The sequence below is a fragment of the Nonomuraea sp. NPDC001684 genome (assembly GCF_053596515.1).
Window position 1 is genome coordinate 15,355 of the sequence record NZ_JBSFGJ010000017.1, and the last position, 25,830, is coordinate 41,184.

Below are 25,830 nucleotides of genomic sequence, written 5' to 3' on the forward strand. Positions count from 1 at the left end.
GAGTGCAGGGAACAAGGAAACACGAACAGCAGGAGCATCGGATGAACGCCGAACTCGAGTACTCCGTCATGCAGCACCACGCCGCCGAACTCCGTCGGGCCGCCGCCGAGCAGCGGCGCGTACGGGAAGCGCTGAAGGGACAGCGTTCCGAGCGTCGCCACCGCTCGGTCTTCGCCAAGTTCCTGGCTTCATGACCGTCCACAAGCAGCCCGGCCGCAACCTCCCTCGCGGCCGGGCTGAGATGCCCCCTTAGGGGGGCGCGTCCGGCGTCGGATTCCTGGCCGGCCCGAGCGCAGCGTCACCGACACCCCGGTCCCGTTCCTGGTCGGACCGGGGTTTCGCGCGTCCACGCCGTACGTCGCGGGGGCTCGTACGGCGTGGGCGGGACACTGACGGAAGATGTCAGGGATCGGCGCATACCGTCCGGGCATGGACAACAACTTCGACTTCTTCGTCGGCACCTGGACCTCACGGCAGCGACGGCTGCGCAAGGCGCTGGCCGGCAGCGACGAATGGTACGAGTTCACCGGGCGCACCAGGTGCTGGAGCGTCCTGGACGGCGCGGGCAACATCGACGAGGTCACCTTCCCCAGCGAGGGCTCGGCCGGGGTGACCCTGCGCCTGTACGACAAGGCGGCCGGCACCTGGTCGCTCTACTGGGCCGGCAGCGCCACCGGCATGTCCCTGCCGCCCGTCGTGGGCCGCTTCGACGACACCGGAGTCGGCCTGTTCACCTGCGACGACGTGTACGACGGCAGGCCGATCAAGGTCGCCTACGTCTGGTCGGACATCACCGCCGAATCGTGCCGATGGGAGCAGCGCTTCTCCCCCGACGGCGGGACGACCTGGGAGACCAACTGGATAGCCGACTTCACCCGCGCCTCCTGAATCCTTTTCGGGGGTCGGCGCCTCTCATGTCCGTACAACGGAACGAGACAATGGGAGACCATCATGGTGATCGCCATCGCGGCCGGCGCTGCGGCCGTACTGATCTGCACGTGCGTCGTCGTACTGCGGCGAAGGAGCAAGGAACGTGGCTGACCCGCAGCGCCTCGGCACGGCCGCCGCGCCCGGCGCCCCGGCGCCGGCCGGCGGCGGGCGCGCCTGGTCGGACGAGCAGCTGATCAACGCGGCCCGGGCCGGCGACGCCGACTCGATCGCCGCGCTGGTGTCGGGCGCCCACCCGCACGTGCGGCGCTTCGCCCACACGCTGTGCGCCACGCCGGAGGACGCCGAGGACGCCGCCCAGGAGGCGCTGATCGTCCTGTACCGCAAGATCGGCACCCTGCGCGCGTCCGGAGCGCTGGCCTCGTGGATGTTCCGGATCATCCGCAACGAGTGCATCAGGCGGGCCCGCCTGATGCTGCGTCCTGAACCGCCCGCGCCCTCCTCGGCCGCCGCGCAGTCGGCCGAGGAGGAGATGTTCGAACGGCTGGAGGCCGCGCGGGTGGCCGAGGCCATCGCGGCACTCCCCGCCGACCAGCGGCGGGTGCTCATCATGCGGGACGTCCAGGGGCTCAGCGGCCGCATGGTCGCCGACGCCCTCGGGCTGAGCGTCCCGGCGATGAAGTCCCGCCTGCACCGCGCCCGTGCGACCGTGCACGGCCTGCTGTCCCAAGGAGCCCTCCATGACTGAGCCCACCGCGGGGACGTCACTGCCCCGTCACCTGGCCCGCGGCGCGCTGGGCTTCGGCGCGTTGATCGCCGCGATCGCGCTGATCCCGTGGACCGGGCCGGTCAGCCTGGTGCTCGCCGTCCCCGGCGCGATCGCCCTGCGCGGGTGCCCGGCGTGCTGGGTGATGGCGCTGGTGCAGCTCGTCTCGATGGGACGCATGCAGCGCCAGTGCACCGACGGCGTGTGCGAGCTGGTCCCGGCGGGCGGGCGGCACGCGGGCAAGGGCGCGGCTCATTGACCGCGCCCTGACCGGCGACCGCGCACAGGGGGCAGGAGACAGGCCCACCCGACGACAGCGACCGGGTGGGCCTGGACGGGTCAGGGCACGCGGATGATCAGCGCGTCGCCCTGCCCGCCGCCGCCGCACAGGCCGGCCGCCCCGAGGCCGCCGCCTCGCCGCTTCAGCTCGTACGCCAGCGTCAGCACGATCCGCGCCCCCGAGGCCCCGATCGGGTGCCCGAGCGCGATGCCGCCGCCGTTGACGTTCACCTTGTCCAGCGGCACGCCGAGCTCCTTGGCCGACTGCAGGACCACGCTGGCGAACGCCTCGTTGATCTCGATCAGGTCGAGGTCGTCGGCGGTCAGCCCCTGCTTGGACAGCGCGTGCTTGATGGCGTTGGCCGGCTGCGACTGCAGGGACGCGTCGGGCCCGGCCACGTTGCCGTGCCGGCCGATCTCCGCCAGCCACGGCAGCCCGAGCTCCTCGGCCTTGGCCTTCGACATGACCACCACGGCGCACGCGCCGTCGGAGATCTGCGAGGCCGACCCGGCGGTGATGGTGCCGTCGGCGGCGAAGGCCGGGCGCAGCTTGGCCAGCGTCTCGGCGGTGGTGTCGCCGCGGATGCCCTCGTCCTCGCGGACGATCACCGGCTCGCCGCGGCGCTGCGGGATCTCGACCGGGACGATCTCCTCCTCGAAGACGCCGTTCTTGGTGGCGGCGGCGGCGAGCTGGTGGGAGCGGGCCGACAGGGCGTCCTGCTCGTCGCGGGCGATGCCGAGCCGGGCGTTGTGCCGCTCGGTCGACTCGCCCATCGCGCACTGGTCGAAGGCGCAGAACAGGCCGTCGTGGGCCATGGAGTCGACCACCTCGGAGCCGCCGTACTTGACGCCCTTGCGCAGCCCCGGCAGCAGGTGGGGGGCGTTGGTCATGGACTCCATGCCGCCCGCGACCACGATGTCGAACTCGCCGGCGCGGATGAGCTGGTCGGCCAGGGCGATGGCGTCGAGGCCCGACAGGCAGACCTTGTTGACGGTCAGCGACGGCACGGTCATCGGGATGCCGGCCTTGACGGCGGCCTGGCGGGAGGGGATCTGGCCCGCGCCCGCCTGGAGCACCTGGCCCATGATCACGTACTCGACGGCCTCCGGGGCCACTCCGGCACGTTCCAGGGCGGCCTTGATGGCGATGCCACCCAGCTCCACGCCGGACAGCCCGGACAGGGCGCCGAGCAACTTGCCGATGGGGGTACGAGCTCCGGCGACGATGACGGAACTGGACATTGGCGGCGGCCTCCTGTGCTCACGAGGGGTTCTTTGACACCATACCCACGAGTAGGAGCTCGCCCGCTATGGAGGTAGGCCACACAATGTTCATGCGCATCGACCACATCGGGATCGCCTGCCACGACCTGGAGGAGAAGATCGCGTTCTTCTCGGAGACGTTCGAGCTGACCGTCGTGGCCCGCGAGGTCAACGAGGCGCAGGGCGTCAAGGAGGCGATGCTGCACATCGCCGACGGCGAGGGCGGGGGCTCCTACATCCAGCTGCTGGAACCGCTTTCCGACGACTCGCCGGTGGGGAAATTCCTCGCCAAACGGGGCGAAGGTGTCCACCATGTGGCATTTGGGGTTTCCGACGTCGCCGAGGCCATGACTAAGATCAACGAGAAGGGCGTGAGGGTGCTGGACGAACGTCCGCGGCACGGTTCGATGGGGTCGCAGATCGCGTTCCTGCACCCCAAAGATGTGGGAGGAATGCTCACCGAGTTGGTCCAAGCGGCCTCGCGCTAGCAAACGGAAATTTCGTACATAAGTAACTAGTCACGCAGAAAGCTGGACGGGGCCCGAAGGTGGCACCAGCGGAGTACGCTGGCTTCCCACCGGACAGGGAGCCTGCCGCGAGGCACAGGCTCCTGGCTCGGCTGCCCCGAACCCCCCGTCCGGCCCGTGTAGCCGTCTCGACAACCCAGGATCGAGCCTCCATGCAGTCCGACATCGACGCCCAGCTCAACAACTTCTTCGAGGACGCCCCGGCACGCGAGTTCGACGTCGTGCTCAGGGGCTACGACCGGCACCAGGTGCACGACCACCTCAAGCAGCTCGACCTGGAGCTACGCCAGTCCAGGGAGCAGGTCACCAACCTGCAGCGCGATCTGTCCGACTCCCAGCGCCAGCTGCAGGAGCAGGAGCGTCCGACGTACTCCGGTCTCGGCGCCCGCATCGAGCAGTTGCTGCGCCTGGCCGAGGAGCAGGCCACCGAGCTCGTGCAGGCCGCCCGGACCGAGGCCAACGAGATCAAGGCCGCCGCCAAGGTCGAGGCCGCCGACCTGCGGGCCGCCGCCGAGGCCGAGGCCGCCGAGAAGCGGGCCCAGGCCACGCGGGAGAGCGACGACATGCGCTCCACCGCCGAGCGGGACGCCGAGGAGATCCGCTCCACCGCCCGCCGCGAGGCCGACGAGCTGACCAACACCACCGAGCGCGAGGCCGCCAAGCTGCGGGCCACCGCCGACCACGAGGTGGCCGAGAAGCGGGCCGACGCCGAGCGCGAGATCGCCAAGCTGCGCACCACCACCGAGCGCGAGGTGGCGCAGCTGCGCGCCTCGACCAAGCGCGAGCGCGACGAGGTGCTGACCACCGCCAAGCGGCAGGCCGACGAGATGCGCGCGCAGGCTCAGCGGGTGCTGGAGGAGTCGGAGGCCAAGCGGGCCCAGGACGAGGCGGAGTTCGAGATCCAGCTCGCCTCCCGCCGGGAGGAGGCCGAGCGCCAGGAGGCCGAGCGCCACGCCACCGCCCAGGCCAACACGCAGAAGATGGTCGCCGAGGCCGAGCAGCGGGCCGCCACGGCCGAGTCGCGCGCCACGAAGGCCACCCAGCAGGCCGAGCAGACGCGCCGCGAGGCCGACCTGCACGCCAAGCAGCTCGTCGCCAACGCCCGCAAGAGCGCCGAGACGATCATGTCGGAGGCCAAGACCAGCGCCGAGACGATCGTCACCGAGGCGAAGAACGACGCCGAGCGCACCCGCACCACGATGCAGCGCCAGGTCGACGAGCTGACCAGGCAGCGCGACAGCATCACCAGCCACCTGGCCCAGCTGCGCCAGCTGCTCGGCGGCGCCGCCCTGCCGGGCCTGGAGCCGGAGCCCGCGGTCGCCGCGGCCCCGGCCAAGCCGGCCATCGCCGCGCCGGCCGCCGAGCCGGTCGCGCCGCCCACGACGCCCGCTCCCAAGGTCGAGGCCAAGAGCGAGGACGACGCGGAGTGGTGGCAGGAGTGACGGCGGGCTAGGCGGGAGACCGCACACGGGGGCAGCGAACGGTTGGAAAGAGAGCCTGGTGACCTTGGGTCGCTAGGCTCTCTTTCTGTTTCCCCGACACCTCCCGTCCCCCTAGGAGCCCCCCGTGTCCGCAGAAACCGAGCCCAGGACCGCCGAGGAGGCCGAGGCGCCCCAGGAGCCCGGTCCCGCCGAGGAGCAGGGGCCCGCCGAGGAGCCGGCGCCGTACGGGCTGCCGGGCAAGCCGTTCGCCCGCGGCCCGTTCCTGTTCGGGCTGGTGGGCGGGCTGGGCGTGCTGACGGCCATCGCGCTCGCGCAGATGATCGAGAAGTCGCTCAGCACGATCATCCTCATCGTCGTGGCGATGTTCCTGGCCGTGGGCCTCAACCCGGCGGTCGAGGCGTTGCAGCGGCGCGGCCTGGGCAGGCGGCCGGCGATCTCGATCGTGTTCACCGGGGTGGTCGTGGCGTTCGCGCTGTTCGGCCTGGCCGTGGTGCCGCCGGTCAGCCAGCAGTTGTCGGAGTTCATCGCGGCCGTGCCCGGCTACATCACCGACCTGAGCAACCATCCGACGGTCCGCCAGATCGAGGCCGAGTACCACGTGCTGGCGCAGGTGCGCCAGTTCGTGACCAGCACGCTCGGGCCCGCGCTGGCCAGCGGCATCATGGGCGCGGGTCTGGTGGTGCTCAACGGCGTGTTCACCACCGTGACGCTGCTGGTGCTCATGCTGTACTTCCTCGGCTCGCTGCACACGATCAAGGAGTACCTGCTCAAGCTCGTCCCGGCCTCGCGCCGGCCGCGCACGACGGCCATCACCGAGCAGATCCTCACCGGCATCGGCGGCTACGTCGCGGGCAACGTGCTCATCTCGGTCATCGCGGGCGTGCTGACCTGGATCTTCCTGTCGATCGCCGGGGTGCAGTACGCGCTCGCGCTCGCCCTCGTCGTGGCCCTGACCGACCTGATCCCGCTGGTGGGCGCCACGATCGGCGCGGTGCTGGTCACCGGGGTCGCGCTGCTGCAGTCGCTGCCCGCCGGCATCGCCTGCGCCATCTTCTTCGTGGTCTACCAGCAGATCGAGAACTACTTCATCTACCCCAGGGTGATGAAGCGCTCGGTGGACGTGACGCCCGCCGTGACGGTGATCGCCGCGCTGTTCGGCGGCGCTCTGCTCGGCATCGTCGGAGCGTTGCTGGCGATCCCGGTGGCCGCCGCCATCGCGCTGATCATCCGGGAGATCGTGCTGCCCCGCCAAGCTCGGTCCTGAGGAACTCGGCCACCGTCGCGTTGAACGCCTCCGGCTGCTCGACCGCGCTCAGGTGACCGGCCTTGGGGATGACCTCCAGCCTGCCCTCGGGCGCGGCCCGCGCCATGGCCTCGGCGTCGGCGGGCGGTGACAGCTCGTCCTCCTCCCCCACGACGATCAGCAGGGGCACCTTCAGCTCGCCCAGCGTGCCGAAGGAGTCGGGACGCGCGGCCATGGCCCGTTGCGCCCAGGCCACGGCCCCCGGCGGGGCCGACTGCACCAGACCCTTGACCCGGCCGAACACCATGGCCCTGCGTTCCTTGGTCGTGGGCCCGATGAGCGCCGGCAGCACCTCGCTGACCAGCACCTCGCTCCCCTCGTCCAGCACGGCGCGGGCGATGCGTTCCCGGTTGTCCCTGGCGGCGGGCGGATCGGTGCCGGCCTTGGTGTCGGCCAGGACCACGCCCAGCACCCGGTCGGGATGCCGGCGGCAGAACGCCATGGTCACGTAGCCGCCCATCGACAACCCGCCGACCACCGCCCGGTCGATGCCCTCGTCGTCGAGCAGCCGGGCGACGTCGTCGGCCATCAGATCGAGGGAGGGCTCGTCGTCGCCCAGCCGGGAGCCGCCGAACCCGCGCAGGTCGGGGGTGATGACCCGGCAGACCGTCGACAGCCCTTCGCGCTGGGCCAGCCACATCGCCGACGACAGCGGGAACGCGTGAAGCAGCACAACCGGGAGTCCGCTCCCGGCCGATCTCGTGTAGAGCTGCACGGACCACACGGTAGCCGGGTTCACGGAGACATTCACTTATTGACCTATGCCGGTATACCGGGATAAGCCCGACCACTTCCGGACGTTGCCCTGTGGCGGTCCCAGCACGCACAATCCAGGCGAGGTGATAGCGATGGCCGGAATTCGTCCCGCCCTCCCCGACGCCACCAACAACGCCTTCCTGCAGGAGGCGCTGAACGAGGTCAACGCCCACCGGGCCAAGCACCACGCGCCCCCGCTCACGATGGACCCGCTGCTGGTCGGGTACGCCAGGTCCAGGGCCGCCTCGCGCTCCGAGCACGAGGGCCTGAGCGCCGGGCACGACGGGCTGCGCGCGGGCACCGGCGAGAGCCTCTTCTGGCACCCCGGGGACGCCACCGCCGGGGACGCGGTCGCCGCCTGGCACGACCGGGCGGCCGGTGACGGCCGGGCGGAGGCCGCCGGCGACTTCGGCCGGCTCGTCCGGGCGGGCACCACCAGGATGGGCGCCGGGCGCGTGGCGGGCAACGGCGGCCGGTCGTTCGAGACGTACGTCGTCTTCGTGTTCGAGCCGCCGGGCGAGCCCGGGGCCGTCTGAGGCCCCGGCGCACGAGGGGTCAGCCGATCGCGGTGGCCCCGCCGTCGACGAACAGCACCTGCCCGGTCATGTACGCCGACGCCTCCCCGGCCAGGAACACGGCCGGCTGGGCCATCTCCTCCGGCGTGCCCCAGCGCCGCATGGGCACGCCCGCGACCGTGGCCGCGGCGGCGGCCTCGTCCTGCCACAGGTTGCGGTTGAGGTCGGTGGCCGTCCAGCCGGGGCACAGGGCGTTGACCCGGACGCCCGCCGGCGCCCACTCGGCCGCGAGCGTCTTGGTCAGGGCCACCAGCCCGGCCTTGGCGGCGGCGTACGGGGCGAGCAGCGGAGCGCCGCGCGCCGCCACCGAGGCCACGTTGATCACCGAGCCGGAGCCGCGGCCCAGCAGGTGGGGCGCGACGGCGTGGCAGACGGCCATGGCGGAGTCGAGGTTGAGCCGCATCAGCTTGTCCCAGCCGGACAGGCGCAGGTCCTTGAACTCGACCAGGAAGTTCGAGCCGCCGGCGTTGTTGACGACGACGTCGAGGTGCCCGAGCCCGTCGATCGAGGCGGCGACGGCCGCGGCGGCCGCCTCGCGGTCGGTGAGGTCGGCCGGGATCACGACGGCCCGCCTGCCGAGCGCCTGGACCTCCTTGGCCACCTCGGCGAGGGGCTCGGCCGACCTGCTGACCAGGGCGACGTCGGCGCCCGCCGCGGCGTAGGCGAGCGCGATGGCCCGCCCGATGCCCTTCGACGCCCCGGTGACCAGAGCCGTCCTGCCGGACAGGTCGAACGCGCCCACACTACCTCCTCGCTCGGAACCGAACAAGATTCTACAAATCTTGCCCGGCCCGCGCTATGCCCGTACCGCCCCAAATCACGACAGGACGGGCGCCGCTGGCGCGGCCGGAGCCTGCGGCGCGGCCGGCAGCCTCGCCCCGCGCGGCAGCAGCGACTCGCACGCCCTGACCGCCGCCCCGTACGTCGCCGACAGCGCGTCCACCCGCTCGCCGTCGATGCTGAGGTTGATCAGCCCGTCCTCGGAGACGGTGACCCCGGGAAAGTCCGGCAGCCCGTGCGCGCGCACGCAGGCGGTGAACGCCTTCCCGCCGTCGCCCGGCCCGCTCTCCCCGTACGACGCCGCCGCCCCGCCCGTCACGGCGGCGAAGACCAGGGCGGCCAGGGCCACCCGCCTGATGGTCGAACCCTTCATGGTGACTCCTCCGTTTCGTCCGACGCTCCCAGCGAACCCCGCCCCCGGTTACCGCCCGGGAACGACGGCGGTTACCCCGCTGTAACCCCGCTCTGGGCATGCTGGGCGGACCATGAGGGTGCTGATCGTCGAAGACCACGAGGAGCTCGCCCACACCGTGGCCGCCGGCCTGCGCCGCGAGGGCATGGCCGTCGACGTGGCGCTGGACGGGCCCGCCGGGCTGGAACGCACGTCCGTCAACGACTACGACGTGGTCGTGCTCGACCGCGACCTGCCCGGCCTGCACGGCGACGACGTGTGCCGCAGCCTGGCCGCCGGCGGCCATCCGGCGCGCGTGCTGATGCTCACCGCCGCCGGGACCATCGACGACCGGGTGAGCGGGCTGGGCATCGGGGCCGACGACTACCTGCCCAAGCCGTTCGCGTTCGCCGAGCTGGTGGCCAGGATCCGGGCGCTGGCCAGGCGGGCGCGTCCGGCGCTGCCCGCGGTGCTGGTCCACGGCGGGTTGCGGCTCGACCCGGCCACGCGGGTGGCCACCCGCGACGGGCGCCGGCTGCCGCTCAGCCCGAAGGAGTTCGCGGTGCTGGAGCTGCTGCTGTCGGCGGGCGGCGCGGTCGTCTCGGCCGAGCAGCTGCTCGAACGCGGCTGGGACGAGTTCGCCGACCCGTTCACCCAGACGGTGAAGGTAACGGTCAGCCGGTTGCGCCGCAAGCTCGGCGAGCCGCCGCTGATCGAGACCGTGCCGCAGGCCGGGTACCGGATGGCCGGCCCCGCGCGGGCACCGGACCCGGACGGAGGTGTCCCGGCGTGCGGCGGACCGTACGGCTGCGGCTGACGCTGCTCTACAGCGGCCTGTTCCTGGCCGCCGGGCTGCTGCTGGTCGCCCTGATCTACCTGCTGGTCGCGCACTCGCCGTTCCCGGCCGCGCCGGTCGCGCCCGTCCTGCCCGGCGGGCCCGGCCAGGTGGTGCCGCAGCCGCGGGTGGACGTGGCGTACCTGGCCGAGCAGCAGGCGGCCGGGCTGCGCAGGCTGCTGGTCAACTCGGTGATCGCCCTGGTGGTCATGGCGTTCGCGTCGGCGCTGCTGGGCCGGTTGACGGCCGGGCGGGTGCTGCGCCCGTTGCGGGACATGACGGCGACCGTCCGGCGCATCACGGCCGACCGGCTCGACCGGCGGCTGGCCGCCTCCGGCCCGGACGACGAGCTGAAGGAGCTGGCCGACACCTTCGACGACCTGCTCGACCGGCTGGAGGCCGCCTTCACCGCGCAACGCCGGTTCGTGGCCAACGCCTCCCACGAGCTGCGCACCCCGCTGACCCTGCAACGCGCCATGGCCGAGGTCGCGCTGGCCGATCCGGACGCCGGCGCCGCCGAGCTGCGCCACGTCCTCGACCGCCTGCTGGCGGCCGGCCGGCACCAGGAACGGCTCATCGAGGCGCTGCTCGTCCTGGCCAGGAGCCAGCAGGGGCTGGACCACCGGGAGCCGCTGGACCTCGCCGCCGTCGCCGGGCAGGCGCTCGACCGGCGGCCGGACTCAGCGCTGCGCGTCGAGGCGGCGCTGCGGCCCGCGCCCGCCTCCGGTGACCGCGCCCTGCTCGAACGCCTGGTCGTGAACCTGCTGGACAACGCGACACAGCACAACGTGCCGGACGGCTGGATCACGGTGGCCACCGGCGTGCGGGCGGGCCTGGCCACGCTCAGCGTCGCCAACAGCGGCCCGGTGATCCCGCCCGACCGGGTCGCGACGCTGCTCCAGCCGTTCCAGCGGCTGGCGGGCGGCCGCCGGGCGGTCGGCGACGGGCTGGGGCTCGGCCTGTCGATCGCCGCCGCCGTCGTCCAGGCCCATCACGGCACGCTGGAGGTGGCCGCGCGGCCGCAGGGCGGGCTGGAGGTGACCGTCAGATGTCCGTCGGCAGCGGATACGCCTCCGGATTGACCCGCCGGACGATCTCGTTCAGCACGATCCGGACATAGGGCTCGCCCACCCACAGGTGCTTGGCGCCGTCGACCCCGATGACCTCGGCCTGCGGCACCCTGGCGAAACGCCGCCGGGCCTCCTCCGGACGCAGGTAGTCGTCGAACTCGGGCACCATCGCCACCAGCGGCCGGCCGAACCGGGCCCAGGCGTCGAGGTCGTCGTCGGTGGCCCTGTGGAGCGGCGGCGAGAGCAGGATCGCCCCCTCGACCAGGGGGTCGTGGGCCCACTTCAGGGTCAGCTCGGTGCCGAAGGACCAGCCCACCACCCACACCCGCGGCAGGTCGTTGAACTCGGCGTACTCCAGCGCCGCCGCCACGTCGAACCGCTCGCCCTCGCCGCCGTCGAACGCGCCTCCGGAGGTGCCGCGCTCGGAGCTGGTGCCGCGCGTGTTGAAGCGCAGCACGGCGAGGTCGGCGAGCGCGGGCAGCCGGTTGGCGGCCTTCTTGTAGACGTGGCTGTCCATGAACCCGCCGTGGGTGGGCAGCGGGTGCAGGGTCACCAGGGTCGCCACGGGCGGCCGGTCGAGGGGCTGGGCCAGCTCGCCGACCAGGGTCAGGCCGTCGGCCGTCTGCAGCTCGATCGGTTCACGCCTGGCGGGCAGCACGGTGGCCGCGCGAATCTCCACGGGGGTCCTCCTAGTAGCGGCTGCGGCCGGGGCCGCGGTCGAGTCTCTTGCGCCAGCAGGCCGGATGCCAGTGGCGGCGCTCCTCGTCGCCGCCCGGCCAGTCGGGCCAGGCGACCAGGTGCGGCCTGCCGCCCAGGATCTCCTGGTCGCAGCCGGGGCAGCGGTAGGTCTTGGTCGAGGACGCGCCCGTGAGCATGCGCACCTTCCAGTCGCCGTCCGGCCATTGCTCCACCTTGTCGTTGCCGGTGGGAAGGCCGAGAGGGCGGGAGTCGTCCCTCCGGCGGGCGCGGCGGGGGCTCATGAGCGGGGGAACTCGCTGACACCGGCCGTGACGAGCTGGTCGAGCAGGGGGGCGGGGGCGAAGGCGGACTCGCGGTACTCGGCGTACAGGGCCCTGAGGCCGTCGCGGACCCTGGCCAGGCCGAGGTAGCCCAGCATCTCGAACGGGCCGGCCGGGTAGCCGCAGCCCAGCCGCATGGCGGCGTCGATGTCGGCGATGGAGGCGTAGCCGGCGTCGTACATGCGGACGGCGTCGTTGAGGTAGGGGAACAGCAGGGCGTCGGCCACGAACCCGGCCCGGTCCTTGCACGAGACGGGCACCAGACCGGCGACCCGCATCAGGTCGCGCGCCGCCTTGGCGGCCCCGGGCGAGGTGAGCGCGGTGCCGGCCAGCTCGGCCACCTTGTCGCCGACGACGTGCACGCCGACCATCCTGGTGGGGTCGGACAGGCGCACGGCGTGCTCGATCACCGGACGGTCGGTGCAGCGCAGCACGGTGTCGGGCGCGTCGGACGGCCCGAACCCGGAGGCCCGCAACCGCTCGCCGAGCCCGTGGACGTCGGGCCCGTCGATGCCGAACGTGATGACCGTGGACTTCTCCGGCTCCTTGGGCGGCTCCTGCGGCCCGTAGAAGCCGTGGCCGCTCTTGCGGCCGAGCCGCCCGGCGGTGACCAGCTCGCGCAGCAGCGGCGAGGGCGCGTGCCGGCGGTCGCGCGTCTCGTCGAACAGCACCTCCATCACCTCGTACGCGGTGTCGAGCCCGATCAGGTCGAGCAGCGCGAACGGCCCCATCGGCAGCCCCACGCCCAGCCGCATCGCGTCGTCGATGCCGTCGCGCGTGGCGATGCCCAGCTCCAGCAGGACGGCGGCGTGGTTCAGATAGGGCAGCAGCAGCCGGTTGACCACGAACCCGGCCCGGTCGCCCGCAGGTACGGCGGTCTTGCCCAGCCGCCCGGCCAGCTCGCAGATCTCGGAGACCACTCCGGGCGCGGTCACCACCGTGCCCACCACCTCGACCAGCCGCATCACCGGCGCCGGGTTGAAGAAGTGCATGCCGACCACGCGCCCGGGCCGGCCCGTGGCGGCGGCGACGGCGGTGACCGGCAGCGAGGAGGTGTTGGTGGCCAGCACCGTCTCGGGCTTGCAGATCCGGTCGAGGTCCTGGAACAGCGAGATCTTCAGGTCGAGCACCTCGGGGATCGCCTCGATCACGAGGTCGGCCTCGCGCAGGTCCTCGCGCGAGGTGGTCAGCGTGATGCGCCCCAGGATCTCGGCCCGCTGCCCGTCGGTCAGCTTGCCCCGGTCGGCCGCCCTGGCCGTGGAGCGCTCGACGTGCCCGCGCCCTCTGGCCAGCGCCTCGACGTCGGCCTCGACGCCGATCACCCGGAGCCCGGCACGCGCGAAGACTTCGGCGATCCCGGCGCCCATCGTGCCGAGCCCGACAACTCCCACCGTTTCAAACGCCATGCGACCAGTTTTCCAGAGCCGCTAAGGTGGACCGTCATGCGGCTGGTCATCGCGCGGTGCAGCGTGGATTACATCGGACGGCTCACGGCGCATCTGCCGATGGCGCCGAGGCTCGTCCTCATCAAGGCGGACGGGAGCGTCAGCATCCACGCCGACGACCGCGCCTTCAAACCGCTCAACTGGATGAACCCTCCGTGCAAGCTCAAGGAGGACGGCGAGACCTGGACGGTCACCCACGGCAAGACCGGCGAGAAGCTGGTCCTGACCATGGCGGAGATCATCCACGACTCCAGCCACGAGCTGGGCGTCGACCCCGGCCTGATCAAGGACGGCGTGGAGGCCCACCTCCAGGAGCTGCTGGCCGAGCACATCACGACCCTGGGCGAGGGCTACTCGCTGATCCGCCGCGAGTACATGACGGCCATCGGGCCGGTCGACATCCTGTGCCGCGACGCGCTGGGCGCGACGGTGGCCATCGAGATCAAGCGGCGCGGCGAGATCGACGGCGTCGAGCAGCTCACCCGCTACCTGGAGCTGCTCAACCGCGATCCGCTGCTCGCGCCGGTGCGCGGGGTGTTCGCCGCGCAGGAGATCAAGCCGCAGGCGCGCGTGCTGGCCGCCGACCGGGGCATCGACTGCGTCACCCTCGACTACGCCGCCCTGCGCGGCATCGAGCCGGAGAACCCGACCCTCTTCTAGCTCCTCCCGGCCTCGTAGCGGGCCGGGATCTTCCATGGCCTGACATTCCTGTGTTGACACGTCTCTTCTGGACGTTCTAGTTTCGACCTATCGAGATTGGAGTGTTCATGGACGTTCCCGCGTATCTCAGCGGCGACCTGGCGCCCGTCCCCGACGAGATCGAGGCGCACGACCTGGAGGTCACGGGCGCGCTGCCCGCCGAGCTGACCGGGCGTTACTTCCGCAACGGGCCCAACCCGCGGCCGGGCGAGGATCCCGGCCACTGGTTCGCCGGGCACGGCATGCTGCACGGCGTCCGGCTGCGGGACGGGCGGGCCGAGTGGTACCGCAACCGGTGGGTGCGGACCAGCAAGTTCACCGACGACGCGCCGTTCGTCTCCGACACCGGCGTCGATCTCGCCGCGGTGACCGCCAACACGCACGTCGTCCGGCACGCCGGGCGCATCCTGGCGCTCGTGGAGAACGGCCTGCCGCACGAGGTGACGCCCGAGCTGGCCACCGTGGGCCCGTGCGACTTCGGCGGACGGCTGACCACCGCGATGACCGCCCACCCCAAGCACGACCCGCTCACCGGCGAGCTGCACTTCTTCGGCTACGGGTACTTCCCGCCGTTCCTCACCTACCACCGGCTCTCGGCCGCCGGCGAGCTGGTGGAGAGCAGGGAGATCGAGGTGCCGGGGCCGACGATGATGCACGACTTCGCCGTCACCGAGCACCACCTGCTCTGGCTGGACCTGCCGGTGGTGTTCGACCTGAACCGCCGCGGCATGCCGTACGCGTGGGAGGACGACTACGGCGCCAGGATCGGCGTCACCCCCCGGACGGGCGGCCCGACCCGCTGGTTCGACGTCGACCCCTGCTACGTCTTCCACGTCGGCAACGCCTGGGAGGACGAGCGGGGGCGCGTCGTCCTGAACGCCGCCCGCTACTCCCCCGGCGCGTGGTCGGCCGTCTGGAAGAGGATCGGCGGCGCCGCCGACCCGGCCCGGCACGCGGGCGCCGCCGGCGCGGCCGCCCTGCACCGCTGGACCCTCGACCCGGCCACCGGCACGGCCACGGAGGAGGCGCTGGACGACCGCGGCGTGGAGTTCCCCACGTTCAACGAGGACCTGCTCGGCCGGCCCAGCCGCCACCTGTACACGGTGGGCGCCGACGCCGTCGTCAAGTACGACCTGCGCGACGGCTCCGCCCAGGTCAGGAAGACCGGCGGGGCCACCGGCGAGGCCGTGTTCGTGCCGGCCGAGGGTGCCGCGGGCGAGGACGAGGGGTGGCTGCTGTCGATCGTCACCTCCGGGGGATCGTCCGAGCTGCTGGTGCTGGACGCGAGCGACCTGTCCGGCGTCGCGTCGGTGCGGCTGCCCAGGCGGGTGCCGGCGGGCTTCCACGGCTCGTGGTTCGCGGAGGGCTGACCGGTGGAGATCAGGCAGTCCGACGACTTCGACGCCGCCGGCGACGCGCTGGCCAGGGCCTTCCACGACGATCCGGTGGTCGGCTGGCTGCTGCCCGGCGGCCGCGGCGCGGCGGGGATGTTCACCACGATCGCCCGTCACCTGCACGCGTTCACCGATACGGCGCTCAGCGGGGGCGGCGCCGTGGCGGGGGCCGCGCTGTGGGACCCGCCGGGCCACCGGCCCGACGCGGAGGCGGGCGTGCCCGGCCTGGTGGCGGCCATGGGCGACCGGGTGCGCCAGGGCCTGCTGCTGGAGGAGGAGTTCGCCCGGCACAAGCCGGAAGGCCCCTACTGGTATCTGGCCCAGCTCGGCACCGTGCCCGAGCTCCAGGGCACCGGCGTGGGCGGCGCGCTGCTGCGCGCGGGCCTGGCCAGGTGCGGCGGCCTGCCCGTCTACCTGGAGAGCAGCAAGGAGTCGAACGTGCCCTTCTACGAGCGGTTCGGGTTCGCGGTCACCGAGCGGTTCACGCTGCCGGACGGGCCGCCGGTGTGGGGGATGCTGCGCCCACCCCGGAGCTAGTAAGCGACGGCTTACCGGTTTATCGTGACGCCATGACCACGCTGACGTTCGACTCACTGAACCCGGCTACCGGCGAGGTCGTCGGCAGTCACCCCAAGAACGACGCCCAGGCCGTGCGCGAGGCCGTGACCAGGGCCGAGACGGCCGCGGAGTGGTGGGGTGCCCTGCCCGCGGGCGAGCGCAGGCGCCGCCTGCTCGACTACAAGGCGGTCCTCACGCGGCGCCTGCGGGAGCTGGCCGCGCTGGTGCACGAGGAGACCGGCAAGCCGGTGGGCGACGCCACGCTGGAGATCGTGCTGGCCGTCACGCACCTCGACTGGGCGGCCCGCAACGCCGCCAAGGTGCTGGGCCGCCGCCGCGTGGCGACCGGCATGTTGGGGCTCAACCTGGCCGCCACCCTGGAATACCTGCCGCTCGGCGTGGTCGGCGTGATCGGCCCGTGGAACTACCCGGTGTTCACCCCCATGGGGTCCATCGCGTACGCGCTGGCCGCCGGCAACGCGGTCGTGTTCAAGCCCAGCGAGCTCACCCCGGGCGTGGGCGTGCGGCTGGCGGAGCTGTTCGCCGAGTCGGTGCCCGAGCAGCCGGTGTTGCAGACGGTGACCGGGCTCGGCGAGACCGGCGCGGCGCTGGCCGCCGACCCCCGGGTGCGGAAGGTGGCCTTCACCGGCTCGACCGCCACCGCCAAGCGGGTCATGGCGGCATGCGCGGAGAACCTCACGCCCCTCGTGGCCGAGTGCGGCGGCAAGGACGCCTTCATCGTGGACGCCGACGCCGACCTGCCCGCCGCGGCCGACGCCTGCCTGTGGGGCGCGATGTCGAACGCGGGCCAGACCTGCGCGGGCGTCGAGCGGGTCTACGTGGTGGACGCGGTGTACGAGCCGTTCATGCGGGAGCTGTCGGAGCGGGCCGCCGAGGTCAAGGCCGGCCAGGACTACGGCCCGATCACCATGCCCGCCCAGATCGACATCATCCGGCGGCACATCGACGACGCCACCAAGTCCGGAAAAGTGGTGACCGGCGGCCCAGGCTCGGTCCGGGCCCCGTTCGTCGACCCGGTCATCGTGGCGGACGTGCCCGAGGACTCCCCGGCCGTGCGCGAGGAGACGTTCGGGCCGACGATCACCGTCCGGCGCACCCGCGACGCACAGGAGGCGCTGGAGCTGGCCAACGCCTCGGCGTACGGGCTGGCGGGCACGATCTTCTCGCGGGACGCCCGCCGGGCGACGCGGCTCGCGCGGGCGATGCGTACCGGGATGACCGCCGTCAACTCGGTCATCTCCTTCGCCGGGGTGCCCGCGCTGCCGTTCGGCGGGGTCGGCGACTCGGGGTTCGGCCGCATCCACGGAGCCGACGGCCTACGCGAGTTCACCAGGCCGAAGGCGGTCTCCCGCCAGCGCTTCGCCCTGCCCGGCATGAACCTGACCTCCTTCAGGAGGGGGCCCGACGAGCTTGAGCGACTGATCAGGCTTGTCACGTTCTTGCACGGCCGACGTAAAAGATAATCATCGCACTCTTTCCCAAATCCGATCATCCGTCCATAATTGTGTGCTCTGGGGGCCACGATCATGTTGGACGGGTGGAATGTGAACCGGTCTTACCGGGGAATGTCGGCTGAGCAAAGGCTGGCGGACAGACGCGAGCGGCTGATGACGGCCGCCTACACGCTATACGCGAAACCAGGTTTCGCGGCGACGACCATCGAAAGATTGTGCTCGGAGGCGCGGATCTCCAACCGCGCCTTCTACGAATGTTTCGGCGGCCGCGAGGAGTTGCTCCAGGCGCTGCACGAGCGGTGCGTGGAGGAAAGCCTCGCGGTTGTGGCCAAAGCGTTACAGGAGGCGCCGGGCACGCTTGACGGAAGAGTCAAGGCGGGGATTCGCGCCTATATCGAGTTCGCCGCCGCCGACTGGCGGCGGGCCCGCATCATGCACCTGGAGGTGCGCAGGTCGGGTGACGTCCTGACAGCCTCGCGTCAGCGGGCGGTGGACTCCTTCGCCCGGCTCGTGGAGGAGGCGTCGGCGGATTTCCCGCAGGCCCGCTCGCTGAAACGGCGCCTGGTGGCACTTGGCGTAATTGGCGCGCTGCAAGAGCTGCTGATCGAATGGATACTGGCCGACCAGCAGCCCGCCATCGACGATCTGGTCGAGGTGGCGGTGCACATCTTCATCCGCAGCCTCAGTCCGTCGTGACCCGCCGATTACCCGCAGTGATGGGGTCACAGAATAATCACTTTCACAGTTCTTTCCGAGTGCCCACGCCCGTGATAGCGGGCCGGCCGAAATCTACATTCCTTCTATATTCGGCTCGTGAAAGGGCACGGGCGACGGCTGATCGGCGCCCGGCCCCGATATGTGACCTCAGGCCACCGCGGCCGCGGGAACCTCGACGAGCAGGACCCGATTCAGCCGGGTCACCGCCAGGATCCGCATGATCCGCGGGGGCACCCCCCGAAGAACGAGGCGGCGTTGCACGCTGATCGCGCGCCGATGCGCTCCGACCAGCACCCCGAGCCCGGTGGCGTCGATCATCTCCAGCTTGGAGAGGTCGAGGATGAGGTCGCCCTCGCCGGCGTCGAGCGCGGCGTGCAGCCGCTCACGCACGCCGGCCGACGTGCCGGCGTCGAGCCGGGCACCGATCCGCACCGTCTGGCCTCGTGGATTGCGCCGGACGCGCATGCCACCTCCTCAATCACGCACACGGCGTGTGGTCGCCGGGATCGAGACCCCCGCTCTCCTCCCCTACCCATCTATCGGGAGTGACACGACAGCCGTCAGCAGGAACTGTCCGTCGCCGGTGGGACGGGCCGTCATGCGCCCGCCCACGGCGGCCATCCGCTCGCCCATGCCGGTCAGCCCGCTGCCCAGGTCGTCGGCCTGCCTACGGGCCACGCCGTCGTTGCGCACCGCCAGTTCCGCCTCCTGGTCGGTGAAGCGCAGGGTGATGTCGCAGAAGGTCGCGGCGCTGTGCTTCAGCACGTTCGTGACCGCCTCACGCACCGCGTAGGCGAACACCGGCGCGACGCCGTGGGGCAGCTCGCGGTGCGGCAGGCGCACCTCGCAGCGGACGCCGGCCGCTTCGAGCACTCCCTTCACGCTATTCAGCTCAGCGGTCAAGTCAAGTTCGCGGTAGCCGCGCACGGCCTGGCGCAGCTCGCGCAGGGCCTTGCGGGTCAGCGTGTTCACCTCCGCCATCTCGTCCCTGGCGGCCTTGCCGTCGGCGTCGGCCAGGCGTACGGCCAGCTCGGTCTTGACGGCGATGGCGGACAGCTGGTGGCCGACGAGGTCGTGCAGGTCCCTGGCGAAGCGCAGCCGCTCCTCGGCCAGCGCCAGCCGGGTGTGCGCCTCGCGGCCGTCGTGGGCCTGCACGGCCAGCGACCAGATCCAGGCCCACATCCTGTTGGTGCAGGGCAATGCCGTGGCCCACACGACGTCGAGGGCGGTGATGACGAGCAGCGAGACGAGGAAGGAGTCACCGCTCAGCGCCAGCAGGCCCGTCCCGCCCAGCACGGACAGTGCGCCGAGCCCGACGCAGGCCGCGCACGTCGCCGCGCCCAGCGCCAGCGCCCGGCGCGCGGGCAGCCCGATCACCACCACGGACAGCCAGACCATGGGCACGAACCCCCAGCCCATCGGGTCGGCCCCGCCGAGCACCGCCGCCAGGAACGCCAGAGCGCCGGTCCACACGACCTCCCTCGTGGGATACCGGCGCTCCATGACCGCGGCGACGACGCGTACGTAGAGCCAGCTGAAGGCGAGCGCCGCGATCGTCGCGAGCAGCAGGCGCGGCCAGCCGGCCGCGCCCGAGCCGAGGCTGAACACGGTCGACGCGATCAGGAAGATCCACATGATCACGAGCGTCGAGTTCAGCATCCGGCGGGCCAGCCGCCGCGCCCGCGTGATCGCGTCCATCTAGCCCGCGCGCAGCACGTCGCCGAGCTTCAGCCGGGCGCCCGTGCGCAGCACCGCCCGCTCGTAGACCTTGGCGCCGAACGACAACACCGCCAGCACGGCCACGGCCATCGCCGCCATGGACGCCGCCACCTGCCACATCGGCACGTCGGCCGCCGCCATCCGGACCGGCATGATCATCGAGGAGAACGGCGGGATGTAGGACATCACCGTGGCCAGCGTGCCCGTGGGATCGTTGGTGGCGTAGAAGGCCACGAAGTAGGTGACCATGATGAGCATGGTCAGCGGCGACATCACGCTGCTCACCTCCTCCTGGCGGGAGACCAGCGAGGCGAACGCGGCCGCGAGCGTGGCGAAGAAGGCGTACCCGAGCACGAACCAGACCAGGACGGCGACCACCAGCCCCGGCACGCCCGGCGGGAAGTCCGCGGCGAACCCCGACACCGACGTGGCGACCAGGCCGACGGCGAGGATGGTGAGCAGGTTGATCAGCCCGAGCACGCCCAGCCCGACGATCTTGCCGCCGAGCAGCTGCCACGGGCGCACCGCCGCGAGCAGGATCTCCACGATCCTGCTGCCCTTCTCCTCCACCACGCCCATCGCCACCATCATGACCTGGCCCATGAGCAACATGAACAGGACGAGCACCAGCACCACGGCGATGCCGGTCTTGGCCGCCTGGTAGCGGGTGTCCACGCCCACGGAGACCATCTGCAGCGGCGGGATCGTCACCCCGGCTGCGCCGAGCCGCATCTCCCGGTTGGTGCTCTGCATGAGCACGCCGAGCTTGCTGTCGATCTCGCCGTCGGTGAGCACCTTGTCGCCGTTGACCAGCACCGCGTCCACGTCACCGGCCAGCACGGCCTTCTTGGCCGCGGCCTCGTCGGGGTAGGAGCGCCACTCGAACTCGGCGTCCGGCGCGGCGGCCTTCAGCGGGAGCTGCTGGGAGTTGACCGTGCCCAGCGTGTACGAGTCGTTCCCGCCCATGATCTTCGGCGCGAAGGAGACGGCCGCCACCAGCAGCGCGGTCACCAGCAGGCCGACCAGGAACGTCTTCGTGCGCACCTGCGTGACGATCTCGCGGCGGGCGACCAGCATCAGTCCGTTCACGCCACGGCCTCCTTGAAGATCTCGGTGAGGGTCGGCTGCTCGACCCCGAAATGCTCGACGCGGCCCGCCTTCATGGCGCGGCGCAGGATCTCCTGGTCGTCGCCCTCGGTCGTCCGCAGGGTGTGCAGGTCGCCGTGGACGGTCACCGTGCCCGGCAGGCCGTCGGCCCAGCCCGGGGCCGGGTTGCGGACCTCCACGCGCAACGTGTCGCCCTCGGCGGCGCGCAGTTCGGCCACCGTGCCCGTCGCGACCATCCGGCCGCCGGAGACGATGCCCACCGAGTCGCACAGCCGCTCCACCAGGTCGAGCTGGTGGCTGGAGAAGATCACCGGCACGCCGCTCCTGCAGCGTTCCTGGAGCGCCCCGGCCAGGGCGTCCACGGCGAGAGGGTCGAGCCCCGAGAACGGCTCGTCCAGGACCAGCGCCTCCGGGTCGTGCACCAGCGCCACCGCGAGCTGCACGCGCTGCTGGTTGCCCAGCGACAGCGTCTGCACCGCGTCGCCCCTGCGCTCGGTCAGCCCCAGCCGCTCGATGAGCTCGTCGGCGGCCTTCTTCGCCGCCGCTGGAGTGAGCCCGTGCAGCCGGCCGAAGTACTCGATCTGCTCGCTGACCCGCATCTTCTGGTACAGCCCGCGCTCCTCGGGCATGTAACCGAACCGCGTGCGGTCGTCGTAGCCCAGCGCGCGGTCCCGCCAGCGCACCGAACCGGAGTCGGCCTGGAGCACGCCCATGACGATACGCATCGTCGTCGTCTTGCCCGCACCGTTCGCGCCCACGAAGCCGTACATCTCGCCCGGACGTACCGTGAAGCTGATCCCGTCCAGGGCGATCTTGCCGCCGGGGTTGTCGGGACCGCCCGCGAAGCGCTTGCGCAGCTCGCTGATCTCGAGCATCAGGTCCTCTCTCTCGTCATGAGTAGATTGTGGCTTTGGCGGCGTTCGCCCTGGTAGTCGTGGAAATCATGGACGCGACATGGAAAGCGCGTCCCGTTCGGATGACATTTGTCATTACGCTGGGCTCATGACGCGTGCCGACAAGGACAAGCCCGTCGTCCTCTCCCGCATCTACACCCGTACGGGCGACGACGGCACCACGAACCTGAGCGACATGAGCCGCGCGGCCAAGACCGACACCCGGCTGGCCGCCTACGCCGACGTCGAGGAGGCCAACGCCTGCCTGGGCCTGGCCCTGTCCCACGGCACCCTGTCCGCCGACCTCGTGGCGCTCCTCGTGCGCATCCAGAACGAGCTGTTCGACGTGGGGGCCGACCTCGCCACACCGGTGGTGGACGAGCCGGAGTTCCCGCCGCTGCGGGTGGAGCAGTCCTACATCGACCGGCTGGAGGAGCAGTGCGACCGGCTCAACGCCGAGCTCCAGCCGCTGCGCAGCTTCATCCTGCCCGGCGGCGACCCGGCCACGGCCGCGCTGCACCTGGCCCGGGTGACCGTACGCCGGGCCGAGCGCACCACGTGGGCGGCGCTAGAGGCCCACGACGACGTCAACCCGTTGACCGCCAAATACCTCAACAGGCTCTCCGACCTGCTCTTCATCGCCTGCCGGATCGCCCACGGCGGCAACGAGATCCTCTGGAAGCCCGGCGGCACCCGCTAGGCGACGTCGAGGTACGCGCTGGGCGGCGCCGACTCCAGCCAGGCGAGGAAGCCGGTGAGGGCGTCGGCGCTCATCGCCAGCGACAACCCGCGCGTCGTGCCGCCGCAGTCGACGGCGTAGAGGCCGCCGTCGATCTCACGACGGGCGGAAACGACGAGGCCGCGCCTCGCGATCGCGTGGCGCGGCCTCAGTCGGACGCCCATGAGCGGAATCCAGTGGAGCTCACCGTCGGCGTAGCGGGCCACCCCGCTCTGCCACCCTCGGCTGCCCACTTTCAGCCGGCAGGGTACGCTGCCGCGCGAACGGGCGAGCGTCACCCCTCGAAGGACCACGAGGGCGACCAGCAGCAACAACAAAACCGAAACCGTCGCCACCATGGCCGCCCCCCTGAATCCCGTTGTATGTATTAAACCTCTTCGCCCGCCGCGCGCAGCCGGGCCCTGGCCCGCTTCGCCTCGATCGCCGCGTCGGCGTCCTCCTGGTTGGCCTCGATCGAGGCCTGAGCCCGGTCGAGAGCGTCTCGGGCGGCCGCGACGTCGACCTCGGAACCGAGCTCGGCGACCTCGGCGAGCACCGACACCTCATCATCGGCCACGGAGATGAACCCCCCGTGAACGGCCGCGACGAGCTCGGGCTCACCTTCCCGCTTGACGCGCAGCACGCCGCCCTCGACGAGGACGCCGAGCACGGGTGCGTGTTGCGGCATAATACCGATCTCGCCGTCAACGGTCTTGGCAATCACCATGTCGGCCTCGCCCGACCAGATCTCACGCTCGGGTGAGACAACCCCTACGCGTAGCTTCGCCACTTCGTCAGGTTCCTTTCCGATCAGGTAGCGGCACGGGTTCTCCCACCCGTGCCGCTACCGTAGGGCGATCAGCGACGCTCGAGTTCCTTGGCCTTGGCCACGGCCTGGTCGATGCCGCCGACCATGAAGAACGCCTGCTCGGGCAGGTGGTCGTACTCGCCGGCGCACAGGCCCTTGAAGGAGGCGATCGTCTCGTCCAGCGGGACGTTCTCGCCCGGCTGGCCGGTGAACGCCTCGGCGGCGTACATCGGGTGCGACAGGAACCGCTCGATGCGACGGGCCCGCTGCACGGTGACCTTGTCCTCTTCGGACAGCTCGTCGATACCGAGGATCGCGATGATGTCCTGGAGCTCGCGGTACTTCTGCAGGATCCGCTTGGTCTCCTGGGCCACCCGGTAGTGCTCCTCGCCCACGACCTGCGGGTCGAGGATCCGGGAGGTGGAGTCGAGCGGGTCCACCGCGGGGTAGATGCCCTTCTCCGAGATCGGCCGGGACAGAACGGTCTGCGCGTCGAGGTGCGCGAACGCGTTGTGCGGGGCCGGGTCGGTGATGTCGTCGGCGGGCACGTAGATCGCCTGCATGGAGGTGATCGAGTGACCGCGCGTCGAGGTGATGCGCTCCTGGAGCACACCCATCTCGTCGGCCAGCGTCGGCTGGTAACCCACCGCGGACGGCATGCGGCCGAGGAGGGTGGAGACCTCCGAGCCCGCCTGCGTGAAGCGGAAGATGTTGTCGATGAACAGCAGCACGTCCTGCTTCTGCACGTCGCGGAAGTACTCCGCCATCGTCAGCGCGGACAGGGCCACCCGCAGACGGGTGCCCGGCGGCTCGTCCATCTGGCCGAAGACGAGGGCGGTGTCCTTGAGGACGTCCGCCTCCTCCATCTCCAGCCAGAGGTCGTTGCCCTCACGGGTGCGCTCGCCGACGCCGGCGAACACCGAGGTGCCACCGAAGTTGCGGGCGACACGGCGGATCATCTCCTGGATGAGAACCGTCTTGCCCACACCGGCGCCACCGAACAGGCCGATCTTGCCACCCTGCACGTACGGGGTGAGCAGGTCGATGACCTTGATACCCGTGACCAGCATCTCGGTACGGGACTCGAGCTGGTCGAAGGGCGGGGACGGCCGGTGGATGCCCCACTTCTCGGTGACCTGGAGCGACGCGGTCGGCACGTCGAGCGCCTCGCCGAGCGCGTTCCACACGTGACCCTTGACGACGTCGCCGACGGGCACCGAGATCGGGTGGCCGGAGTCGGTGACGGCCGTGCCGCGGACCAGGCCGTCGGTGGGCTGCATGGAGATGGCGCGGACCAGGTTGTCACCCAGGTGCTGGGCGACCTCCATGGTCAGGGTCTTGGTCTCGCCGCCGAGGGTCACCTCGACGTTGAGCGCGTTGTAGATGTCGGGCATCGCCTCGACGGGGAACTCCACGTCGACGACGGGCCCCTTGACGCTGGCCACACGACCGGCACCGGCCGACGTGGGCTCAACAGTCTCAACAGCCTCTGCAGTCATTTCACTCTTTCCCCGCTGCGGCGTCAGCCAGCGCGTTGGCGCCACCGACGATCTCGCTGATTTCCTGGGTGATCTCGGCCTGGCGAGCCTGGTTCATCTGCATGGTGAACACGCGGATCAGCTCGTTGGCGTTGTCCGTGGCGGACTTCATGGCGCGGCGGCGCGCGGCCTCCTCCGAAGCAGCCGACTGCAGCAGCGCCGTGAAGATGCGGGACTCCACATAGCGCGGCAGCAGCGATTCGAGCACGTCGCCCGCGGTGGGCTCGAACTCGAAGTACGGCGGGATCGTCTCGCTGGCCGTCGCCTCGGTCTCCTCGACCTCCAGCGGCAGCACGCGCTTGACCACGACGTTCTGGGTCAGCATCGAGACGAACTCGGTCGAGACGATGTGGATCTCGTCGATCCCCGCCTCTTCCTTGAAGGAGTCGATCAGCGTCTGCGCGATCTCCTTGGCGTCGGCGTAGGCCGGCTTCCTGGAGAAGCCGACCCACTGGCCGCCCATCGTACGGTTGCGGAAGGTGTGCCAGGTGACACCCTTCCGGCCGGTGACGAACGGCACCACCGTCAGGCCACGGCTCTCCAGCAGCCCGCGCAGGGCCTCGGCCTCGCGCAGGACGTTGGCGTTGAAGCCGCCACAGAACCCGCTGTCGCTGGTGACGATGAGGACGCCCGCCTTGGCGGGGTTCTCCTTCGCCACGGTCAGCGGATGGTCGACGCTGGCCGCGTTGCTGACGACGCCGGTGACGGCGCGAGTGATCTCACGCTCGTACGGCAGCGCCGCCTGCATCCGCATCTGCGCCTTCACGATCCGCGAGGAGGCGATGAGCTCCTGGGCACGCGTGATCTTGGCGGTCGACTTGACCGACTTGATCCGCCGCCGCAGCAGCCTTAGCTGGGCACCCAT

The 25,830-nt window shown here is 71.4% G+C and carries 30 protein-coding genes and 1 pseudogene; 16 read left to right on the plus strand and 15 right to left on the minus strand.

Annotated features, from left to right (window positions below; all coding sequences use genetic code 11):
- Positions 1-41: 41 nt before the first annotated feature.
- The 4 genes from ACWCSD_RS05925 to ACWCSD_RS05940 all read left to right on the plus strand — a co-directional run bounded on the left by ACWCSD_RS05925 (position 42) and on the right by ACWCSD_RS05940 (position 1,913).
- Complete coding sequence (locus ACWCSD_RS05925) at positions 42-194, plus strand: hypothetical protein (RefSeq protein ID WP_352324303.1); 153 nt, start codon at positions 42-44, stop codon at positions 192-194.
- A 235-nt stretch (positions 195-429) separates the two neighbouring features.
- Positions 430-888, plus strand: a complete 459-nt coding sequence (locus ACWCSD_RS05930; protein ID WP_449913317.1) for a hypothetical protein — start codon at positions 430-432, stop codon at positions 886-888.
- 145 nt (positions 889-1,033) lie between these two features.
- The gene (locus ACWCSD_RS05935; protein WP_358283487.1) at positions 1,034-1,636 is read left to right on the plus strand and encodes an RNA polymerase sigma factor; all 603 of its coding nucleotides are present in this window, start codon (positions 1,034-1,036) and stop codon (positions 1,634-1,636) included.
- Positions 1,629-1,913 (plus strand): hypothetical protein, encoded by a 285-nt coding sequence (locus ACWCSD_RS05940; RefSeq protein WP_397162473.1) that lies wholly within the window; start codon positions 1,629-1,631, stop codon positions 1,911-1,913. The genes ACWCSD_RS05935 and ACWCSD_RS05940 overlap by 8 nt, the downstream gene beginning before the upstream one ends.
- 80 nt (positions 1,914-1,993) lie before the next feature.
- Here the strand turns inward: ACWCSD_RS05940 and ACWCSD_RS05945 are convergent, their stop codons facing one another.
- Positions 1,994-3,175 (minus strand): acetyl-CoA C-acetyltransferase, encoded by a 1,182-nt coding sequence (locus ACWCSD_RS05945; protein WP_358283483.1) that lies wholly within the window; start codon positions 3,173-3,175, stop codon positions 1,994-1,996.
- Between the two features lie 86 nt (positions 3,176-3,261).
- On the opposite strand from ACWCSD_RS05945, the gene mce reads away from it, so the two are divergent.
- The 3 genes from mce (at position 3,262) to ACWCSD_RS05960 (ending at position 6,429) form a co-directional block, all read left to right on the plus strand.
- On the plus strand, positions 3,262-3,684 hold the full coding sequence (gene mce / locus ACWCSD_RS05950) for a methylmalonyl-CoA epimerase (RefSeq protein ID WP_352350044.1): 423 nt from the start codon (positions 3,262-3,264) through the stop codon (positions 3,682-3,684).
- A 191-nt stretch (positions 3,685-3,875) separates the two neighbouring features.
- Positions 3,876-5,165, plus strand: coding sequence for a DivIVA domain-containing protein (locus ACWCSD_RS05955; protein ID WP_352350042.1), 1,290 nt, complete (start codon positions 3,876-3,878; stop codon positions 5,163-5,165).
- Between the two features lie 124 nt (positions 5,166-5,289).
- Positions 5,290-6,429 carry an AI-2E family transporter gene (locus tag ACWCSD_RS05960; protein ID WP_397162472.1) on the plus strand — a complete coding sequence of 380 codons (1,140 nt, stop codon included), beginning with the start codon at positions 5,290-5,292 and terminating at the stop codon, positions 6,427-6,429.
- Here the strand turns inward: ACWCSD_RS05960 and ACWCSD_RS05965 are convergent.
- Entirely contained in the window at positions 6,389-7,141 is a 753-nt protein-coding gene (locus ACWCSD_RS05965; protein ID WP_358283479.1) for an alpha/beta fold hydrolase, read from the minus strand. The two genes, ACWCSD_RS05960 and ACWCSD_RS05965, sit on opposite strands and share 41 nt — an antisense overlap.
- Before the next feature lie 175 nt (positions 7,142-7,316).
- On the opposite strand from ACWCSD_RS05965, the gene ACWCSD_RS05970 reads away from it, so the two are divergent.
- Positions 7,317-7,760 (plus strand): CAP domain-containing protein, encoded by a 444-nt coding sequence (locus ACWCSD_RS05970; protein ID WP_397218620.1) that lies wholly within the window; start codon positions 7,317-7,319, stop codon positions 7,758-7,760.
- 19 nt (positions 7,761-7,779) lie between these two features.
- Here the strand turns inward: ACWCSD_RS05970 and ACWCSD_RS05975 are convergent, their stop codons facing one another.
- Entirely contained in the window at positions 7,780-8,541 is a 762-nt protein-coding gene (locus ACWCSD_RS05975; protein ID WP_358283475.1) for an SDR family NAD(P)-dependent oxidoreductase, read from the minus strand.
- A 75-nt stretch (positions 8,542-8,616) separates the two neighbouring features.
- Complete coding sequence (locus tag ACWCSD_RS05980; RefSeq protein WP_449913319.1) at positions 8,617-8,952, minus strand: hypothetical protein; 336 nt, start codon at positions 8,950-8,952, stop codon at positions 8,617-8,619.
- Between the two features lie 112 nt (positions 8,953-9,064).
- Between ACWCSD_RS05980 and ACWCSD_RS05985 the strand changes: the two are divergent.
- Both ACWCSD_RS05985 and ACWCSD_RS05990 read left to right on the plus strand, forming a co-directional pair.
- A pseudogene (locus ACWCSD_RS05985) lies at positions 9,065-9,715 on the plus strand (response regulator transcription factor); the annotation flags it as partial.
- Positions 9,716-9,759: 44 nt separating this feature from the next.
- A complete protein-coding gene (locus ACWCSD_RS05990; RefSeq protein WP_449913321.1) occupies positions 9,760-10,887 on the plus strand; it encodes a sensor histidine kinase in 1,128 nt (375 codons plus the stop codon).
- On the opposite strand, the gene ACWCSD_RS05995 is transcribed toward ACWCSD_RS05990, so the two are convergent.
- The 3 genes from ACWCSD_RS05995 to ACWCSD_RS06005 are packed head-to-tail and all read right to left on the minus strand — an operon-like array spanning position 10,850 to position 13,300.
- Positions 10,850-11,554: an alpha/beta hydrolase gene (locus ACWCSD_RS05995; protein ID WP_352350030.1), complete on the minus strand. Its 705-nt coding sequence runs from the start codon at positions 11,552-11,554 to the stop codon at positions 10,850-10,852. The two genes, ACWCSD_RS05990 and ACWCSD_RS05995, sit on opposite strands and share 38 nt — an antisense overlap.
- A 10-nt stretch (positions 11,555-11,564) precedes the next feature.
- Positions 11,565-11,855, minus strand: coding sequence for an ATP/GTP-binding protein (locus tag ACWCSD_RS06000; protein ID WP_387667978.1), 291 nt, complete (start codon positions 11,853-11,855; stop codon positions 11,565-11,567).
- A complete protein-coding gene (locus ACWCSD_RS06005; RefSeq protein ID WP_397162467.1) occupies positions 11,852-13,300 on the minus strand; it encodes a 3-hydroxyacyl-CoA dehydrogenase family protein in 1,449 nt (482 codons plus the stop codon). Before ACWCSD_RS06005 ends, ACWCSD_RS06000 begins: the two co-directional genes overlap by 4 nt.
- Before the next feature lie 36 nt (positions 13,301-13,336).
- Between ACWCSD_RS06005 and nucS the strand changes: the two genes are divergently transcribed.
- The 5 genes from nucS to ACWCSD_RS06030 all read left to right on the plus strand — a co-directional run bounded on the left by nucS (position 13,337) and on the right by ACWCSD_RS06030 (position 18,161).
- A complete protein-coding gene (nucS, locus tag ACWCSD_RS06010) occupies positions 13,337-13,999 on the plus strand; it encodes an endonuclease NucS (protein ID WP_358283463.1) in 663 nt (220 codons plus the stop codon).
- A 107-nt stretch (positions 14,000-14,106) separates the two neighbouring features.
- Positions 14,107-15,408, plus strand: a complete 1,302-nt coding sequence (locus ACWCSD_RS06015) for a carotenoid oxygenase family protein (protein ID WP_397162466.1) — start codon at positions 14,107-14,109, stop codon at positions 15,406-15,408.
- Between the two features lie 3 nt (positions 15,409-15,411).
- Complete coding sequence (locus tag ACWCSD_RS06020) at positions 15,412-15,969, plus strand: GNAT family N-acetyltransferase (protein ID WP_397162465.1); 558 nt, start codon at positions 15,412-15,414, stop codon at positions 15,967-15,969.
- 32 nt (positions 15,970-16,001) lie between these two features.
- Positions 16,002-17,474: an aldehyde dehydrogenase family protein gene (locus ACWCSD_RS06025; RefSeq protein WP_449913323.1), complete on the plus strand. Its 1,473-nt coding sequence runs from the start codon at positions 16,002-16,004 to the stop codon at positions 17,472-17,474.
- Between the two features lie 144 nt (positions 17,475-17,618).
- Positions 17,619-18,161 carry a TetR/AcrR family transcriptional regulator gene (locus ACWCSD_RS06030; RefSeq protein ID WP_358283455.1) on the plus strand — a complete coding sequence of 181 codons (543 nt, stop codon included), beginning with the start codon at positions 17,619-17,621 and terminating at the stop codon, positions 18,159-18,161.
- A gap of 168 nt (positions 18,162-18,329) precedes the next feature.
- Here ACWCSD_RS06030 and ACWCSD_RS06035 read toward each other — a convergent pair whose 3' ends face one another.
- From ACWCSD_RS06035 to ACWCSD_RS06050, 4 genes are all read right to left on the minus strand, one after another.
- Positions 18,330-18,647 carry an STAS domain-containing protein gene (locus tag ACWCSD_RS06035; protein WP_352350014.1) on the minus strand — a complete coding sequence of 106 codons (318 nt, stop codon included), beginning with the start codon at positions 18,645-18,647 and terminating at the stop codon, positions 18,330-18,332.
- 63 nt (positions 18,648-18,710) lie between these two features.
- On the minus strand, positions 18,711-19,880 hold the full coding sequence (locus ACWCSD_RS06040; protein WP_397162464.1) for a sensor histidine kinase: 1,170 nt from the start codon (positions 19,878-19,880) through the stop codon (positions 18,711-18,713).
- Positions 19,881-20,990 carry an ABC transporter permease gene (locus ACWCSD_RS06045; RefSeq protein WP_397162463.1) on the minus strand — a complete coding sequence of 370 codons (1,110 nt, stop codon included), beginning with the start codon at positions 20,988-20,990 and terminating at the stop codon, positions 19,881-19,883.
- On the minus strand, positions 20,987-21,883 hold the full coding sequence (locus ACWCSD_RS06050) for an ABC transporter ATP-binding protein (protein ID WP_449913325.1): 897 nt from the start codon (positions 21,881-21,883) through the stop codon (positions 20,987-20,989). Before ACWCSD_RS06050 ends, ACWCSD_RS06045 begins: the two co-directional genes overlap by 4 nt.
- Before the next feature lie 127 nt (positions 21,884-22,010).
- Here ACWCSD_RS06050 and ACWCSD_RS06055 point away from each other — a divergent pair, with 127 nt between their 5' ends.
- Complete coding sequence (locus tag ACWCSD_RS06055; protein WP_358283447.1) at positions 22,011-22,601, plus strand: cob(I)yrinic acid a,c-diamide adenosyltransferase; 591 nt, start codon at positions 22,011-22,013, stop codon at positions 22,599-22,601.
- Here the strand turns inward: ACWCSD_RS06055 and ACWCSD_RS06060 are convergent.
- From ACWCSD_RS06060 to ACWCSD_RS06075, 4 genes are all read right to left on the minus strand, one after another.
- Positions 22,598-22,978 (minus strand): DUF2550 domain-containing protein, encoded by a 381-nt coding sequence (locus ACWCSD_RS06060; RefSeq protein WP_358283445.1) that lies wholly within the window; start codon positions 22,976-22,978, stop codon positions 22,598-22,600. The genes ACWCSD_RS06055 and ACWCSD_RS06060 overlap by 4 nt on opposite strands.
- Positions 22,979-23,007: 29 nt before the next feature.
- Positions 23,008-23,409: a F0F1 ATP synthase subunit epsilon gene (locus ACWCSD_RS06065; protein WP_080042501.1), complete on the minus strand. Its 402-nt coding sequence runs from the start codon at positions 23,407-23,409 to the stop codon at positions 23,008-23,010.
- A 68-nt stretch (positions 23,410-23,477) separates the two neighbouring features.
- Positions 23,478-24,926 carry a F0F1 ATP synthase subunit beta gene (gene atpD / locus ACWCSD_RS06070; RefSeq protein ID WP_358283443.1) on the minus strand — a complete coding sequence of 483 codons (1,449 nt, stop codon included), beginning with the start codon at positions 24,924-24,926 and terminating at the stop codon, positions 23,478-23,480.
- Position 24,927: 1 nt separating this feature from the next.
- The gene (locus tag ACWCSD_RS06075; RefSeq protein WP_358283441.1) at positions 24,928-25,830 is read right to left on the minus strand and encodes a F0F1 ATP synthase subunit gamma; all 903 of its coding nucleotides are present in this window, start codon (positions 25,828-25,830) and stop codon (positions 24,928-24,930) included.

Bases quoted from the DNA above. Each gene is read 5' to 3' on its own strand.
- ACWCSD_RS05980 (WP_449913319.1), bottom strand. From the start codon at position 8,952: ATGAAGGGTTCGACCATCAGGCGGGTGGCCCTGGCCGCCCTGGTCTTC.
- ACWCSD_RS06055 (WP_358283447.1), top strand. From the start codon at position 22,011: ATGACGCGTGCCGACAAGGACAAGCCCGTCGTCCTCTCCCGCATCTAC.
- ACWCSD_RS06030 (WP_358283455.1), top strand. From the start codon at position 17,619: ATGACGGCCGCCTACACGCTATACGCGAAACCAGGTTTCGCGGCGACG.
- ACWCSD_RS05925 (WP_352324303.1), top strand. From the start codon at position 42: ATGAACGCCGAACTCGAGTACTCCGTCATGCAGCACCACGCCGCCGAA.
- ACWCSD_RS05930 (WP_449913317.1), top strand. From the start codon at position 430: ATGGACAACAACTTCGACTTCTTCGTCGGCACCTGGACCTCACGGCAG.
- ACWCSD_RS06040 (WP_397162464.1), bottom strand. From the start codon at position 19,880: ATGGACGCGATCACGCGGGCGCGGCGGCTGGCCCGCCGGATGCTGAAC.
- ACWCSD_RS06005 (WP_397162467.1), bottom strand. From the start codon at position 13,300: ATGGCGTTTGAAACGGTGGGAGTTGTCGGGCTCGGCACGATGGGCGCC.
- ACWCSD_RS06075 (WP_358283441.1), bottom strand. From the start codon at position 25,830: ATGGGTGCCCAGCTAAGGCTGCTGCGGCGGCGGATCAAGTCGGTCAAG.
- mce (WP_352350044.1), top strand. From the start codon at position 3,262: ATGTTCATGCGCATCGACCACATCGGGATCGCCTGCCACGACCTGGAG.
- ACWCSD_RS06025 (WP_449913323.1), top strand. From the start codon at position 16,002: ATGACCACGCTGACGTTCGACTCACTGAACCCGGCTACCGGCGAGGTC.
- ACWCSD_RS06015 (WP_397162466.1), top strand. From the start codon at position 14,107: ATGGACGTTCCCGCGTATCTCAGCGGCGACCTGGCGCCCGTCCCCGAC.
- atpD (WP_358283443.1), bottom strand. From the start codon at position 24,926: ATGACTGCAGAGGCTGTTGAGACTGTTGAGCCCACGTCGGCCGGTGCC.
- ACWCSD_RS06035 (WP_352350014.1), bottom strand. From the start codon at position 18,647: ATGCGCGTCCGGCGCAATCCACGAGGCCAGACGGTGCGGATCGGTGCC.
- ACWCSD_RS05970 (WP_397218620.1), top strand. From the start codon at position 7,317: ATGGCCGGAATTCGTCCCGCCCTCCCCGACGCCACCAACAACGCCTTC.
- ACWCSD_RS06060 (WP_358283445.1), bottom strand. From the start codon at position 22,978: ATGGTGGCGACGGTTTCGGTTTTGTTGTTGCTGCTGGTCGCCCTCGTG.
- nucS (WP_358283463.1), top strand. From the start codon at position 13,337: ATGCGGCTGGTCATCGCGCGGTGCAGCGTGGATTACATCGGACGGCTC.
- ACWCSD_RS05955 (WP_352350042.1), top strand. From the start codon at position 3,876: ATGCAGTCCGACATCGACGCCCAGCTCAACAACTTCTTCGAGGACGCC.
- ACWCSD_RS06000 (WP_387667978.1), bottom strand. From the start codon at position 11,855: ATGAGCCCCCGCCGCGCCCGCCGGAGGGACGACTCCCGCCCTCTCGGC.
- ACWCSD_RS05945 (WP_358283483.1), bottom strand. From the start codon at position 3,175: ATGTCCAGTTCCGTCATCGTCGCCGGAGCTCGTACCCCCATCGGCAAG.
- ACWCSD_RS06050 (WP_449913325.1), bottom strand. From the start codon at position 21,883: ATGCTCGAGATCAGCGAGCTGCGCAAGCGCTTCGCGGGCGGTCCCGAC.
- ACWCSD_RS05940 (WP_397162473.1), top strand. From the start codon at position 1,629: ATGACTGAGCCCACCGCGGGGACGTCACTGCCCCGTCACCTGGCCCGC.